Raw genomic sequence first — 15,811 nt, 5'->3', positions numbered from 1 at the left:
TTTGTTTTATGGAAGAATTTGTAGTTTTAGTTGATCAGGACGATCAAAAATTAGGATTGATGGAGAAGCAGCAGGCTCATGTAGCTGGTTTGTTGCATCGTGCATTTTCTGTTTTTGTATTCAATTCCAAAGGAGAATTGATGATTCAGCAACGAGCTGCGAGCAAATACCATTCGCCAACGTTGTGGACGAATACATGTTGTAGTCATCCGCGCGATAACGAAACATACGAGCAAGCGGCGCACAGACGTTTGGAAGAGGAAATGGGATTTGATTGTGAATTAGAATATAAATTTAATTTCATCTACAAAGCACATTTAGAAAATGATTTGATTGAGCATGAATTAGACCATGTTTTTATCGGAACATTTGATGACGAACCAAAGCTAAATCCTGATGAAGTGATGGCTTATCGTTGGGTAGAATTGGATGATTTGAAAAAAGATATGGAAAAAAATCCTCAGAATTATACAGCTTGGTTCAAAATAATTTTTGAACATTACGTTTCGTATATCGAAGAATAAAAATTTATACAGATGAAAGTTACTGTCAACAGAAAAGCACATTTTAATGCTGCGCACCGATTGTTTAACAAGAATTGGAGCGACGAACAAAATTTTGAAGTTTTCGGAAAATGTTCTTATCCAAACTATCACGGGCATAATTACGAAATTATTGTGGCGGTGAAAGGCGAAGTTGATCCAGAAACTGGTTTTGTGATGAATTTGGACGAATTACGAAAAATTATTGCGATTGAAGTTGAAGATTATTTGGATCATAAAAATCTGAATGTTGATATTGAAGAATTTAAAACTATCAATCCAACTGCCGAAAATATTGTGATTTTGATTTGGAATAAAATTAGAGCAAAATTAGCGACCGATTTAGAATTGAAAGTAACCTTATACGAAACTCCACGTAATTTTGTAGAATACGCAGGCGAATGAAATTAGGCGATCACATTCCAACCTTTTCGTTGGAGGATAACAAAGGAAATTGGTTTAATTCGGACGAATTTTTATTCAAAAAATATTTTGTTTTATTCTTTTATCCGATGGATTTTACGCCAATGTGTACAAAAGAAGTATGTCAATTTCGTGATGTAAATGCAGATTTCAATGCTTTAGACGCTGTGATTGTCGGAATAAATGGACAATCAACTTCTTCTCACGAGAAGTTTTATACAAAACATCAATTAAACTTTCCGTTGCTTTCTGATAAAGGAGCAAAGTTGTCGAAGTTGTTGGGAATCAAAAAGAAATTTGGCTTAATCACACCGCGAGAAACTTTTGTATTCAATAAACAAGGAAAATTAATTAAACACATTGTTTCAAATGTAGCCGAAACGCACATTGAAGAAGCAATGCAAGCAATAAAAAAAGACCAAGGAAATTAGTTTTCTTGGTCTTTTTGTTTGTATAATAATTTTCTTATGACAACTCGATAAATAAAAAAGATAACCGTTCCAATTGCCGAATAAACCAACATTGTTTGCACATCGCTTTTATCGAACAAATATTTTAGTCCAAATAACACGAAAAAGAAAATGATACTATAAATGATATTTTGTTTCATGTGGTAAAAGTAGGAATTAATTTATTTGTTATAAAGATTCTATGAATCATTCTGAATTTGTTTCAGAGTTTCATTTTAAAACTTCACCTCACCAACCTTAATTAATTTCTTAGAAGTTGCCAATTGATTTGGATTTGTTCCTGGTTCGTCTTGCGGAACTTCTTTTCCTTTTTTACGATAGAAATCTATCCAAAAATCATCAATAATTCCAGTTTCTTTGTTTTTGAAATTCATCGGAATCAGCTCAAAAACTTTATCATTACGAAAAGCTCTTTCCACAAAATCTGAACAATATAATTCGTCATCATTCAAAATGTATAACCAATTATAAGGTTTTCCGAGCATTGTTTTAGCTTTTTCAATTGCATGAGGAATTGTATATTGATATTCATTTTTGAGACGATAAATGACAATTTTATTATTCTTTTCGGTTTGAGAAATGTAAAAATGATGAATTTCCTCTCGTTGCGATCCGCCCATTGGAGCAGCATGTAGAACAAAAATAGAATCATCAGTTTTTTCGATTAAACCAACATGATCAAAATTGGTTTCGTCATTTATTTTTGTCACTCTATTTATCGCGCCCGAAAGTTCTTCTGTTTGCGCACCAACAAAAATCAAATCTCCATTTTGGATATTTTGTAATGAAATTGAATGTTTTTCTTTTAATATTTTTGCTTTTGTACAACTATTCATTGTCAATGTAAATAGAAGTAAAAAGATAGGAAATAAAACGAATATTTTTTTCATTCGGAATGAATTATTACTTTTAATCTACGAATTAACCAAAAAGATGGATTTTAAAAAAATTTTGACCATATCAATTGTCGTTTTATTGATTTTAGTTGGTGCTGCAATTATTATTGGAAGCAACAAAGATCGACGCGTTTTCTTTATTGAGAGCTTTAATAAACCAATTGAAAATGTTATTAATTCTCGTTTGGATACAGATTATTCGTACGAAATTGTAAAAGTAAAAGGTAAAACAAACGATACCATTTTGATTATTCCTTGCGAAGGTTGTCAACCATTGAAATTATCAGGAAAAATAAACGAAAAGTTTATGAACAAATTTGGTAAAGGAAAATCGGTTATGCGTTTCGAGCCGTATAAAGCGACGGAAGGGAATTTAAAAATTATTCATAAAATTAGATAATCTTCTATTAAAGAAATTTTCCTAACAATTAATTCCTTATTTTTGGGAGAATTATAAACTTATCAAAGCAAACAAACAATGAAAGTAACTGCATTAAACCAAAAGCACAAAGATTTAGGTGCGAAAATGGTTCCTTTTGCTGGATATGAAATGCCAGTGCAATACGCAGGTGTTAACCAAGAACACTTTGCTGTTCGAGAAAAAGTTGGTGTTTTTGACGTTTCTCACATGGGACAATTTTTTGTAAAAGGAGAAAAAGCAACAGACTTATTACAACACTTATTGACGAATGATGTAACGAAAGTTGCCATTGGTCAAGCTCAATATAATGCAATGCCAAACGAAAAAGGAGGAATTGTAGATGATTTAATCATTTATAAAATTTCTGATGATGAATGGATGGCAGTTGTAAATGCATCTAATATCGATAAAGATTGGGAATGGATGAACAAACACAATACGTTTGGTGCAGAGTTAACAAATAAATCTGATGAGATGTCTTTGTTAGCAATTCAAGGTCCAAAAGCAATTGAAGCAATGCAGTCGTTGACAGATGTTAATTTAGCTGAAATTCCGTTTTATCATTTCGCAATTGGTACGTTTGCAGGTATGGAAAATGTGATTATTTCTGCAACTGGTTACACTGGTTCAGGAGGTTTCGAGATTTATTTCGCGAATGAGCAAGCAAACGAAATGTGGGACAAAGTAATGGAAGCTGGAAAATCTTTCGATATTGAGCCTTGCGGTTTAGCTTCTCGTGACACATTGCGTTTAGAGAAAGGATACTGCTTATACGGAAATGATATCAATGATGATACAACTCCATTAGAAGCTGGTCTTGGTTGGGTAACGAAATTGGACACAAATTTTATTTCATCTGATATTTTAAAAGCTCAAAAAGAAGCTGGAGTTGAGAAGAAATTAGTTGGTTTCAAAATGATCGAAAGAGGAATTCCTCGCCACGATTATAAAGTTGTAGATGACAACGAGAATACAATCGGTATTGTAACTTCAGGAACGCAATCTCCAATGTTGAAACAAGGAATTGGTTTAGCATATGTTCATACAGATTTTGCTAAAGTTGGAACAACAATCAGAATTCAGATTCGTGATAAAAATGTATTAGCAGAAGTTGTAAAAACTCCTTTTGTTTAAAACAATATAAAGTCAATATACAAAAAAGCTTTCGAGAATTTCGAAAGCTTTTTTTATGAATTCATATTAATTGATACTTTTATAGATGTCTTTTTTAGATAAAATTAATAAAATAGATTATTAACTACGAATATTATAAAATTGTTAATATTTCTTAAAAAAAACATAACTTAGATTTGCTTAAATATGATATATGTTATATTTTTGAGATAACAATATTACTGATCAGTAATACAATTAACACTAATTATGATTTTAAGACCTCTTATTTAAGAGGTCTTTTTTTTATTGAAACTTTTGAGAATCAGCACTTGGTCCATAACTCGAAGGTAAATCTATTCCCAATAAACGATAAAATACCCCTAATTGAGCACGATGATGCGTGATTTGATTTAATGCATGACGAATTGCTTCATATTTTGTAAAATCTGCGAAGACTGTATCACCAGCAACAATTTTCCAATTATTATTCAATTCTTCATCCGTTGCGTTTTTCAAGGCATTCTCACCCGCTTCATAATCTTCGTCTAATTTCTTTTGTAAATCTTGCACAGAAGTAAAACTTGTCGGTTTATAATCTCCTGTAGCAAAATCTAATTTATCTGTAGTTAATATTAATGCTGGCCACGCAAATATTTCGACGATATGATTCGTCAACATTGTAATGTCCATACTTTTTTCGTGAGGTTTGTATGTCGTTTTATCCTCAGGAAATCTTGCAATAAATTCTTTGGTAATTTTATACTCGTTTTGCAATTCTTTTGCTAATAATTCTACTATTTTCATGTTGTTTTGATTTGTAGTTAAAAGGTACAAATTTTTGAAATAATTCATAAAAAAAACTGCTTTACTAAATTGTAAAGCAGTTTATATTTTTAAATATCGTCTGTGTATAAATCAATAATTGGACGAGGTTTTTTTCGCTTGATTTGAGTCAGCCAATAGACAAAAATTCCTATTCCATTTCCAAAAATAATAATCGTAATCCAGACCAAGCGATCATCACTTTTTATCAAATTTGGATTCTTTAAAGCGTGTACAATAAAGTATACAAAAGAAATCACGCCAGTGAAAAAACTCATCAATACCAAGAAGATAAAAATGATAAGATTTCCTAATAACGCACTCAATAACGATTTAGAACTTCCTAAATGTCCTAGCTGCGCATCGAGCGTGCTAAACATCGAATAAAAAATTCCAAAATAACTTAACAAGCCAAGTATAAATAAAGTGATAGGAACAATTGCCAAAGTAGCTTGTAACTTTGGATTGTTCAAAAGAGACGTTAAATCTCTGTCAATTAGTAGATTTTTCATCATTCGAAAAATAATCTTTTATTTTTTTTGCTTTAGATTTTCCTATACAATCGGTTAATTCTAACAAAGATGCATTTTTTATTCGTTCGACCGATTTAAATTTTGTTAATAATTCTTTAATTGTTTGCGGACCGACACCTTCTATTTCTTCTAAAACCGAATTATAAGCGTTTTTACTTCGTCGATTTCGGTGACGCGTAATTCCAAATCGATGCGATTCATCTCGCACATGTTGAAGCACTTTCAAGGTTTCAGAATTTTTGTCCAAATATAACGGATAAGGATCATCTGGATAATAAATTTCTTCCAAACGCTTTGCAATTCCAATCACGGAAACTTTTCCGCGTAACCCTAAACGATCAATCGATTTTAGAGCAGAACTTAATTGCCCTTTTCCACCATCAATCAAAATTAATTGAGGCAAAGATTCTCCTTCAGCCAAAACTCTTGAATATCGTCTTTCAATCACTTCTTCCATTGTTGCAAAATCATTAGGTCCTTCAACCGTTTTGACATTGAAAATGCGATAATCTTTCTTACTTGGTTTTCCATTTTTGAACACTACACAAGCCGAAACTGGATTCGTTCCTTGAATGTTAGAGTTATCAAAACCTTCGATATGTCGAGGTTCTACAGGCAAACGCAAATCAACTTTCATCTGATTCATGATACGATTTGTATGACGATCAGGATCGACGATTTTAGTTTGTTTGAGCTGTTCTAAACGATAAATCCGTGTGTTTTTTAACGATAAATCGACAATATGTTTTTTATCGCCAATTTTTGGAACTGTAATTTTTCTGAACGGAATTTCTAAACTCAATTCGAACGGGACATAAATTTCTTTCGAAGTTAAATTAAATCGATCTGAAAAATCAATAATTGCACGTTCCAATAAATCTTCGTCTGTTTCATCCAATTTCTTTTTCCATTCTTCTGTATGCGACTGTATAATTGCACCGTGATAAATTTTCATGAAATTGACATAGGCATATTCTTCGTCCGACGTAATCGAAAAAACATCAACATTGGTAATCGTAGGCGAAACAATTGTAGAACGAGATTGATAATTCTGCAACGCTTCAATTTTTTCTTTAATCATTTGCGCTTTTTCAAACTTCAAATCCGATGCATATTTTGTCATTTGATTGACCAAATATTGTTTTGCTTCATTAAATTCTCCTTTGATAATATTACGAATTGCCGAAATTTGCTCGTTGTATTCTTCTTCGGTTTGATAAGCTTCACAAGGTCCAAGACAATTACCAATATGATATTCCAAACAAACTTTAAATTTGTGATTTTCAATATTTTTCTCGCTCAAATCATACGAACATGTTCTTAGTTGATACAATTCTTTGATCAAACCTAACAAAACTTTCATCGCTTTTCCGTTAGAATATGGTCCAAAATATTCCGAACCATCTTTGATTACATTGCGAGTCGAAAAAATTCGTGGAAATCGTTCATTTTTGATGCAAATCCAAGGATAGGTTTTGTCATCTCTTAACAGGATATTATATCGTGGTTGATGCTCTTTAATCAAATTATTTTCCAACAACAACGCGTCATATTCAGAATTTACGTTGATTGTTTCGATGTTATCAATATTACTCACCAAAACACGCAAACGTTTCGAATCGTGTTGTTTATTGAAATACGAATTCACGCGACGTTTCAAGTTTTTCGCTTTACCAATGTATAACAAATCTCCTCTTTTGTTATAATACTGATAAACACCAGGCGTTTCGGGTAAACTCGCTAATTTTAACTTTACATTTTCATTCATCAAAATACCTCTACAACATTTATTTTTTGCTGCTCATCATCAATATAAATCAAGATTTTAGTCTGAATATTATAACCTAAATTTCTAAAAAAATCGGCATATCTATTCACTTGAAAATGATGATCTAAATCGGGTTGACCAGTTTTATAATCGATAATCGAACAATTATTTTCTGCATCAATTACCACACGATCAGCTCTGAAAATTTGTCCATTTTCATCAATAAAATCGCGTTCATTCAAAACCGTTAAACCTTCAGCAAAATATGGAACTAATTTAGCATCTTGTAATAAATTTTGCAAGGTTTTTTGCAGATGTTCTACATTTTCGACTGAAATTGTACCACGTTGTTTTTCACTTTCAATGATTTTTGGCAAATCATTTTGTGTGACAATTTGTGATAAAATGTTATGAACTGTATTTCCAAATTCGGTGAATTTCAACTTTTCTTGTGCTTTTTCCGAATTCGTATTAATCACTAAACGCGTATTCCAATCCGAAGAATAAATTTTTAACTCAGCTGAAGAATTTTCTATGATTTTTGGAGTTGAAATTCGTTCAGGAGAACCTTTTAAAATAACTTCATCCTCTGAAAAACCTTTACTGAAAACAAATTCGTGTAAATAATTTGCAATATTTTTAGATTTCGAAGACTCTTTTGGTTTTAGTGCAATCATATACAATTGCTCTTTTGCGCGCGTTGTTGCAACATAAAGCGTATTAATTTCATCCAATTGAACCAAATTTTCTTCTTCATCAATCTTCGATTTTATCACTTCATTTTTGATTGATTTCAATTCATTATTAATTCCAACATAAAATGTTTCAAACGGATTTTCCTCATCTTTTTGTAATGGAATCCAAATTTTAGAATTCTTACTTTGCCAATCTAAAAACGGCAAAATCACAACTGGAAATTCCAATCCTTTTGATTTGTGAATCGTCATAATCTGAATCGCATCGACACCTTTTGGCGTTTTGATACTCGCTTTATCTTTGATTGTCGACCAAAACTCAAGAAATGAATTCAGATCAGATTCATTTTTTGATGAATATTCTAAAATAACATCCAAAAAACTTAAAATATAAGCGGGCGAACGTTCTTGTAAATGTAAAGTTCGAATCGCTTTTTCTGTAAAATCATACAACGAAAGGTTTTGATCTTGAATAAAATCTAAATCAATTCCAAGTGATTTGGTTAATTTTAAAAACTTTGGCAAATCACCTTTTAATGCTTTTTCGACAGTAATTGTTAAATCATTCGTTTTGAATAATTCTAATTCATAAGCCACCATCAAAAAACGAATTTTCGATTGTTCATCTTGTGGATTTGAGGTGATTTTGAATAAATATTCAATCAATTGAATTTCGAAAGAATTCTTTAACAACAAAGCTTCATTAGAAATCACAATCAAATTATTTTCGGTCAAATATTTCGCTAACAAAATCCCTTGCGCATTACTACGAACCAAAATCGCAATATCATTTAATGAGAAACCATTTGCTCGACAATCTTCAATTGTTTTTAAAACTAATTCTAAATTTTGTTCTTTAAATAAATCTTTCGAACGACCTTCTTGTTCAATGAAATTTATTTTGACAAAACCATCTTTTTGATGATTAGTCAATTGTTTATTTCCGATTTCGTACAAATATTGAAAACTCGGCAAATTGAGTTGTGGCACGATAAACGAATACAATTCATTGTTAAATTGAATAATATTTTCGTGGCTACGCCAGTTTTTTTCTAACTCTTCAACTTTAATATTTTCTTCCTCTTTTCGATCAATTAAATCAATCATTTGCGCAGGATTTCCACCTCGCCAACGATAAATAGACTGTTTTGCATCACCAACCAACATAATTGTGTCAGATTGCGCGCGTGCATTTTCGACCAACGGATTCAGATTATTCCATTGTAAGGTCGATGTATCCTGAAATTCATCAATAAAATAATGATTGTAGCGCGAACCAATTCGTTCGTAAATAAAATTGGCAGGTTGTTGTTGCAGATTTTTACTGATAATGGTGTTGAATTCATTAATCAACAAAACATTCGAATCTTTTTTGATCGAATCCAATGATTTTTCAACCTCATTAATCAACGAAATCGAGGATATATTTTTTTGAATTGAGGTTAATAAAAGTAAGTGATCGTTAATGTTCGCAGCTTTTTCGAACAAATCTTTCACTTGAGGAAAAATAGATTCAGCAATTGCATCTTTCACTTTCGAAAGATAACCTTCTTCCAAAATATCTTTTGTATTCGCATCGGTTGGTAAAATCAAACCAAAACCATCAAAGTTTTTTAATTTCTGGAAAAAAGCAGCAATTCCACGACTTTTTCCTGGTAATTCATTAACCGAAATTCCGTTATTTGCAAGTAATTCGAAAAACTCATTTCCAATTGTAATCAAGCCATCTTTCAAAGTTTTTATATCATCAAAAATAACTTTTCGATAACGAATAAATTCGTCTAACGAAATGTTTTTTAATTTTTCTAAATCTTGTAAATGGCGATCATTAGAAATGTCCGAAGTGTCTGAAGAAAGCGTTTTTCGAATATCCCACGATTTATTTTCGTCCATATTATCCAACGCAATTTTGATCATTGTTTGCGTTAGTTTTTCGTCTTCCCCAATTTTTGAATACAACAAATCAACGGATTCATTAATGATTTCATTTGTATTCATTTCGACATCAAAATTCATTGATAAACCCAAATCTTGCGTAAAAGATTTCATCAATCGAAGATTAAATTTATCAATCGTAGAAATCGAAAATTTAGAATAATTATGAAGAATTGCAATCAGAATATTGTATGCTTTTGTCTTAATGATTTCAGGCTTCAAATTCAGTTCCGAAGCTAATTCGAGAATATAATGATCTTCTTTTGGATTAGGATTTTTGGCAATTTCTTCTAAATTTTCGATGATACGTTCCTTCATTTCACCCGCCGCTTTATTCGTAAACGTAATAGCTAAAATGTGTTCGAAATGATAATCGCTTTCATTCGTCAATAACAACGAAAGAAATTCCTTTACCAAAGTGTAAGTTTTACCTGCTCCAGCGGAAGCATTGTAAATTTTGAAATCGCCTGCTTGTAACAAATTCTGAATTTTTAGGAAAGTTAAACAATCTTCTCAAAAATAGAAAATCAGAATGCCAAAACATGACGTACTAAAAAAGGAAACCCAAACGAGTTTCCTTTTTTTGAATATGTTATATATACTATGAAATTTTGATTATTTCTTAATTTCTTTTTTTAGCTGTTTTTGCCTTTTCTCAATCTATTTTAGCATTTTCTTAGTGTTTTTTTCTTGTAATTCAAGTTCTTTCTTTTTTTCTTCAAGATGTTTACTCATTTCTTTAGGATCTTCAGAATAGAATGTTTTTACAGTAAATGAACCTAATTTTTGTATTTCGGGATTTTTAGTATCAGTTTTTATAGCTGTAATATCATAACCTCTTGCTTGTGCTTCTTTTAATTGTTTTTCTATTTCCGCTTTATCAACTCCTTTATTTTTTGAAAAACTTAGACTATAACCATTATCAATTTCTTTTGATTTTAATTGATTTTCTAAATAAACCTTATCAATTTCAGAACTAATAATTTTATGCTCAACACCATTTTTATCTGTATAAATAGAATAACCATTTTTCAACGTAATATTATTTTTTAATGTTGGCATTTTAGCTGTTTTTACTTTTTTATCAATATTCGGAATGTCTTTTTCTGAATTAAAAATTTTGATGATACTTGAATCTTTTTTGATAATTTCTATCAAACCTTCATTACTTTTTACAAAAACTTTTTCTATTTCTTTGGGATCAATTTTTTGCAAAACTTTTCCATCCGTTCCGTATAAAATCGTCGGAACCAACTCTTTTTTCAAGACAATATCTTTTATTTTGATAGAATCATTCAGAATGATATCTCCTGCGTCATTCAAGATAATTTTGTTTTGCGGATTACTTTTCAGAATCGTTTTTAGCTCATCTTTGGTAATCACTTTTTCTATTGGTGTAGCCGTTTTGACTTGATCTGTTTTGAGAAGCGAATCTCTTAAAGTAGTTGCTTGTCCAAGAAGAATTTCGGCCTGCGATTGAACAGGTTTTTCCAAAACTTGTTCTACTTTTTGAGCTTTTTTCTCAACTTCTTGTGCGAAAGATTTTTGAGAAAATAATACAAATGCACTCAATATAAAAGGTAATGATGCAAACGAAAGAATCTTTACTTTTCGTTTCGATGTATTTTTTGTCATCATAAGTAGGCGTTTTTTAGTTAGAATAAAATTGAAATTACTCGCCATCATAGATGGATTTTGCGTTGCAATACAATCTAAAATTTGATGTTGATAAGTTTTTAAATCTGAGTTTCTTTTCAAAACATATTCATCTGCCAAAAACTCGTGATTTAGTTTGATTGATTTTTTATAGAAATAAATAAACGGATTGAACCAAAAAAGAATTTGAAAAATCTCTATCAACAAAATGTCCAAACTATGTTTCTGAATACAATGCGCTTTTTCGTGATCAATTAAGTTTTGATGCAAACTTTTCAGTTGCTTTTTCGGAATAAAAATATATTTCCAAAAACTATACGGCTGATTCGAATCTAAATCAAGAATATACGTAATTTCTTGATCTTTGATTTTTTCTTCCGTCTTAATTTTGAACATTAATTCGTACAAATTGTAGATAAATCTTACAAGAAAAATTACACCAACCAAAATGTAAATAACATTCAAAATATCACCAAAATTGATTCCTCTTTCTTGTTGCAACAATTCAGGATTTTGCATCAGAAAAGCCAATAATTCGGGCGAAATATTTGTTTCTGTCGCTGTGATAGGCAAATCAATTTTGTACAAAGGCGCGATTAACGAAAATATCAACGAAAACAACAGATAAAATCGATTGATTTTATACATGCTTTCACGTTCCAAAAAAAGTTTATAAAAGGAATATAAAAATCCGGAACAAAGAATAAATTTTATAAAAAACGCAACCATAGATTATTTCTTTTTACGGTCTATTTCATTATCGATAATGTCACGTAATTTTTCTAATTCTTCGACCGACATATTGTTCGATTTTGCAAAAAATGAAGCAAATTGTGTTGCCGAATTATTAAAGAAGTTGGAAATCATTCCTTTTACTTCTTTCGAAAAATAATCATCTTTTTTCACCAAAGCATAGTATCGACGCGAGTTTCCCATTTGTTCGTAATCGATATAACCTTTGTCGTGCATCCTTTTTAATAAGGTAGAAATTGTAGTATTCGCAGGTTTTGGATCGTCATAAGAATCGATAATATCTTTCGCAAAAACTTGTTTTCCACTCCAAATAACTTCCATCACTTCCTCTTCTCTTCTTGATAATTTAACTTTCATATCTACAACTGTATTTTGATTACTACAAATATAGAATTTAATTTGACATAGCAAATTTATTTTGCAATTATTTAACGATAAAGCACAAAAAAAAGGAGCAAAAGCTCCTTTCAATATTTTTGATTTGAAATGAATTACATTTCAGCTAATTTATACGCTACACCAACGCTAAAGTAAGTATTTGTCAATTTAAAGTTATTATCAATTCCTGTTGGATAATAATCATTAATGTTTGATAATCCTTTTGTAAAACGAGCATTAATTTCTAATTCATCAGTAATTTTGTATGCAGCTCCGAAGTTTAAACCAAAATCAAATGTTTTGAAATTGTCTGTAGCTTTTATTTTAGTATCTGTTTTTCCTTCTTCAGTTTTCATTTTAGCAGAAACTAAAAATCCTAATTGTGGACCAAATTCAACATTTAATCCATCCATAATTTCATAACGTCCCATTAAAGGAATATTAATATTATGCGTAATTAATTTAGCTTTTGAGTTATCATTTGTTTTCAATCCAGCTCCTTGCTTAGAATACAATAACTCTGGTTGAAAACTAATTTGATCCGTTATTTTATAGTTTGCATAACCTCCCACATAAAAATCAGTTCTGAATTTAGTTTGATTTTCATATAATTGTCTTGAATCACCAGATAAAGTCGGGAAGTTAAGACCACCTTTTACTCCTAAATCAATTTGCGCGTTTGCTGCACTTAATCCACCGAAAAGTGCTATTCCTAAAATAAGTTTCTTCATTTTTTTATTACTTAAGTCTGAGTTATATATTTAATTCAAAAGTAAAGTTTTATTCATACAAAAGATTGATTTACATCTTTAAAAATCAATAATGCTTTTTTGACTCACAATTTCTATGCCTTTTTTGTTAAAAATTGATAAAATTTTAAGATTTACAAAATATCATCTAAATATTCTAAAATAATTTTAGTTGCATTTGGCGAATTCTGAACAAAATCTCCAGCTTTTTTTCCACTTTCTTTTCGGAAATTTTCATCGTTCATCAAACAATTCATAATTGTATCAAATTCATTTTGATTAGCAATAGAAAATCCTCCTCCAATTTCTATTAAATCCACAGCTTCCTGAAATTTCTTGTACTTTGGACCAAAAACTACAGGATTTCCAAATGTCACGGCTTCCAAAGTATTATGAATTCCAGCGCCAAAGCCTCCACCAATATAGGTAATATCTGCATAAGAATAAACTTTTGATAAAATACCAATTGTATTGAGAATAAATATTTTCGAATCGATTAACTCTTGCTTGGATGTTTTTTCTAAATCAGAAAATTTAACAGCTTTTTGGTTGATTTTATTCAGAAAAGAATTGATTTCAGCATCATTCAAATTATGTGGTGCAAAAACAATTTTCCAATCATTATTTAATTTTTGATTGATTAAATTCACAAATAATTCTTCATCTTTTGGCCAAGAACTTCCAACCACAATTAATTTCGAATTTTGTTTAAAATCATTCATAAAATCCAATTGATTATCTTGATGAATGATCTGTTTGACACGATCAGATCGGGTATCGCCCGCAATTGTATTTTGAGTGATTTGAATAGAATCTAATAAATCTTTTGACTTTTGATTTTGAACAAAGAAATGATTGATTAAACTTAATTTTTTCGCAAACCAATTTTTTCCATTTTTCTTGAAAAAGTTTTGACTTTCTCTAAAAATAGACGAAACTACAATTGTCGGAATGTTTTGCTGATGTAATTCGGTAATCAAATTGAACCAATATTCGTATTTCACCAAAATCAAAATTTCTGGATGAAGTACTTTTATCAACTTTTCTGCATTCGATTTTGTATCCAAAGGCAAATAAAAAATAACATCTGCACCTTGATAATTCTTTCTAATTTCATAACCAGAAGGCGAGAAAAATGAAACAGCAATTTTATGTGTTGGATAGTTTTCTTTCAATGCTTCGATAACAGGTCGACCTTGCTCAAACTCGCCTAAAGATGAACAATGTACCCACAAAACTTTATCGGTTTCTGAAATTTTAGAAGCTATTTTTTCTTCCCAATTTTTTCTTCCATCTACCCAAAGTTTTGCTTTTTCGTTAAAATTCGAAGCCAATTTTAGCGCCATTCCGTACGCCTTAATTGATGTGTTATAAAATCCTTGCACAATGTTGCAAAGTTAAAAATTTAGAATGAGCTTTTTTTGTACATTTGTTGTAATAATAACGACTTTTTAAAGTTGTAGATTTTGAAAGATTCATTAAGTTATGAAAAAAATACAAATGGTTGACTTACAAAGTCAATATCAAAAAATAAAAGGAGACGTTGATGCAGCAATTTTGAATGTTTTGGATTCGGCTGCTTTTATTAATGGACCAGAAGTAAAACAATTCGAAACTGAATTGCAAGATTACTTAAATGTAAAACACGTAATTCCTTGTGGAAACGGAACTGATGCGTTGCAAATTGCTTTGATGGCGCTAGGTTTAGAGCCAGGTGACGAGGTGATTACGGCAGATTTTACATTTGCTGCAACAGTAGAAGTTGTTGATTTATTGAAATTAAATTCAATTTTAGTTGACGTTGATTATGATACTTTTACAATTGATACAGAAAAATTGAAAGCGGCAATTACGCCAAAAACTAAAGCAATTATTCCAGTTCATTTATTTGGTCAATGTGCGAATATGGACGAGATTATGGCAATTGCAAAAGAACATAATTTATATGTTGTAGAAGATACTGCGCAAGCTATTGGAGCGGATTACAAAGGTCGAAAAGCTGGAACAATTGGTCATATTGGTTGTACATCTTTCTTCCCTTCAAAAAACTTAGGTTGTTATGGTGATGGTGGAGCAATTTTTACAAATGATGATGATATTGCGCATCGTTTACGTGGAATTGTAAATCACGGAATGTACAAACGTTACTACCACGATGAAGTTGGTGTTAACTCTCGTTTAGATTCTGTTCAAGCAGCAGTTTTACGTCGTAAATTACCTTTCTTAAATGATTATAACGCTGCTCGTAACAAAGCTGCGGCTTATTATACAGAAGCTTTTAAAGATATTGATGCATTATTAACGCCAGTAAAAGGAGCAGATACAACTCACGTATTCCATCAATATACGTTACGTGTAACAAATGGTAAACGTAATGAATTACAAGCTTTCTTGACTGAAAAAGAAATTCCTGCGATGATTTATTATCCTGTTCCATTACGCAAACAAAAAGCGTATGATAACGGACATTATAATGATGCAGATTTCCCAAATACAAACAAATTGGTAGAAGAAGTAATGTCTTTACCAATGCACACAGAGTTAGATGAGGAGCAATTGGCTTACATAACTTCTGCTGTTCGCGAATTTTTTGGAAAATAATTTATCCTAAAAATAATACGAAAAAGCTTCTGATTAGTTTCAGAAGCTTTTTT

General features: G+C 30.7%; 16 protein-coding genes. 6 read left to right on the top strand and 10 right to left on the bottom strand.

The window, feature by feature from the left end; all coding sequences use genetic code 11:
* Positions 1-8 precede the first annotated feature (8 nt).
* From idi to B3J26_RS07140, 3 genes are read left to right on the top strand one after another with little or no spacing between them, the layout of a single operon-like run.
* Complete coding sequence (gene idi, locus B3J26_RS07150) at positions 9-524, top strand: isopentenyl-diphosphate Delta-isomerase (protein WP_115001587.1); 516 nt, start codon at positions 9-11, stop codon at positions 522-524.
* A gap of 12 nt (positions 525-536) precedes the next feature.
* Positions 537-947 carry a 6-pyruvoyl trahydropterin synthase family protein gene (locus B3J26_RS07145; RefSeq protein ID WP_125350508.1) on the top strand — a complete coding sequence of 137 codons (411 nt, stop codon included), beginning with the start codon at positions 537-539 and terminating at the stop codon, positions 945-947.
* Positions 944-1,396: a peroxiredoxin gene (locus B3J26_RS07140; RefSeq protein WP_291073975.1), complete on the top strand. Its 453-nt coding sequence runs from the start codon at positions 944-946 to the stop codon at positions 1,394-1,396. Before B3J26_RS07145 ends, B3J26_RS07140 begins: the two co-directional genes overlap by 4 nt.
* Here B3J26_RS07140 and B3J26_RS07135 read toward each other — a convergent pair.
* Both B3J26_RS07135 and B3J26_RS07130 read right to left on the bottom strand, forming a co-directional pair.
* Positions 1,393-1,575: a hypothetical protein gene (locus B3J26_RS07135; RefSeq protein WP_221854185.1), complete on the bottom strand. Its 183-nt coding sequence runs from the start codon at positions 1,573-1,575 to the stop codon at positions 1,393-1,395. The two genes, B3J26_RS07140 and B3J26_RS07135, sit on opposite strands and share 4 nt — an antisense overlap.
* 75 nt (positions 1,576-1,650) lie before the next feature.
* The gene (locus B3J26_RS07130) at positions 1,651-2,325 is read right to left on the bottom strand and encodes a YiiX/YebB-like N1pC/P60 family cysteine hydrolase (RefSeq protein ID WP_291073973.1); all 675 of its coding nucleotides are present in this window, start codon (positions 2,323-2,325) and stop codon (positions 1,651-1,653) included.
* A 43-nt stretch (positions 2,326-2,368) separates the two neighbouring features.
* Between B3J26_RS07130 and B3J26_RS07125 the strand changes: the two genes are divergently transcribed.
* Positions 2,369-2,731: a hypothetical protein gene (locus B3J26_RS07125; protein ID WP_219033679.1), complete on the top strand. Its 363-nt coding sequence runs from the start codon at positions 2,369-2,371 to the stop codon at positions 2,729-2,731.
* Positions 2,732-2,809: 78 nt separating this feature from the next.
* Positions 2,810-3,886: a glycine cleavage system aminomethyltransferase GcvT gene (gene gcvT, locus B3J26_RS07120; RefSeq protein WP_125348617.1), complete on the top strand. Its 1,077-nt coding sequence runs from the start codon at positions 2,810-2,812 to the stop codon at positions 3,884-3,886.
* A gap of 285 nt (positions 3,887-4,171) precedes the next feature.
* On the opposite strand, the gene B3J26_RS07115 is transcribed toward gcvT, so the two are convergent.
* The 8 genes from B3J26_RS07115 to B3J26_RS07080 form a co-directional block, all read right to left on the bottom strand.
* Positions 4,172-4,672: a DinB family protein gene (locus B3J26_RS07115; RefSeq protein WP_286511418.1), complete on the bottom strand. Its 501-nt coding sequence runs from the start codon at positions 4,670-4,672 to the stop codon at positions 4,172-4,174.
* An 89-nt stretch (positions 4,673-4,761) separates the two neighbouring features.
* The gene (locus B3J26_RS07110) at positions 4,762-5,202 is read right to left on the bottom strand and encodes a hypothetical protein (protein ID WP_257467985.1); all 441 of its coding nucleotides are present in this window, start codon (positions 5,200-5,202) and stop codon (positions 4,762-4,764) included.
* Entirely contained in the window at positions 5,183-6,991 is a 1,809-nt protein-coding gene (uvrC, locus tag B3J26_RS07105; protein WP_291047110.1) for an excinuclease ABC subunit UvrC, read from the bottom strand. The genes B3J26_RS07110 and uvrC overlap by 20 nt, the downstream gene beginning before the upstream one ends.
* A complete protein-coding gene (locus B3J26_RS07100; protein ID WP_291073972.1) occupies positions 6,991-10,101 on the bottom strand; it encodes a UvrD-helicase domain-containing protein in 3,111 nt (1,036 codons plus the stop codon). Before B3J26_RS07100 ends, uvrC begins: the two co-directional genes overlap by 1 nt.
* A gap of 180 nt (positions 10,102-10,281) precedes the next feature.
* The gene (locus B3J26_RS07095; RefSeq protein WP_291073970.1) at positions 10,282-11,925 is read right to left on the bottom strand and encodes a M56 family metallopeptidase; all 1,644 of its coding nucleotides are present in this window, start codon (positions 11,923-11,925) and stop codon (positions 10,282-10,284) included.
* Positions 11,926-12,009: 84 nt separating this feature from the next.
* On the bottom strand, positions 12,010-12,387 hold the full coding sequence (locus B3J26_RS07090) for a BlaI/MecI/CopY family transcriptional regulator (RefSeq protein WP_038331851.1): 378 nt from the start codon (positions 12,385-12,387) through the stop codon (positions 12,010-12,012).
* Positions 12,388-12,521: 134 nt separating this feature from the next.
* Complete coding sequence (locus B3J26_RS07085; protein WP_291073969.1) at positions 12,522-13,139, bottom strand: porin family protein; 618 nt, start codon at positions 13,137-13,139, stop codon at positions 12,522-12,524.
* Positions 13,140-13,291: 152 nt separating this feature from the next.
* Positions 13,292-14,542 carry a 3-deoxy-D-manno-octulosonic acid transferase gene (locus B3J26_RS07080; protein ID WP_291073967.1) on the bottom strand — a complete coding sequence of 417 codons (1,251 nt, stop codon included), beginning with the start codon at positions 14,540-14,542 and terminating at the stop codon, positions 13,292-13,294.
* A gap of 100 nt (positions 14,543-14,642) precedes the next feature.
* Between B3J26_RS07080 and B3J26_RS07075 the strand changes: the two genes are divergently transcribed.
* Positions 14,643-15,758, top strand: a complete 1,116-nt coding sequence (locus tag B3J26_RS07075) for a DegT/DnrJ/EryC1/StrS family aminotransferase (RefSeq protein ID WP_291066872.1) — start codon at positions 14,643-14,645, stop codon at positions 15,756-15,758.
* Positions 15,759-15,811 lie beyond the last annotated feature (53 nt).

The sequence above is a fragment of the Empedobacter sp. UBA5987 genome (assembly GCF_002429865.1).
Classification (GTDB): domain Bacteria; phylum Bacteroidota; class Bacteroidia; order Flavobacteriales; family Weeksellaceae; genus Empedobacter; species Empedobacter falsenii_B.
This window is presented reverse-complemented; position numbering and strand designations above follow the sequence as displayed.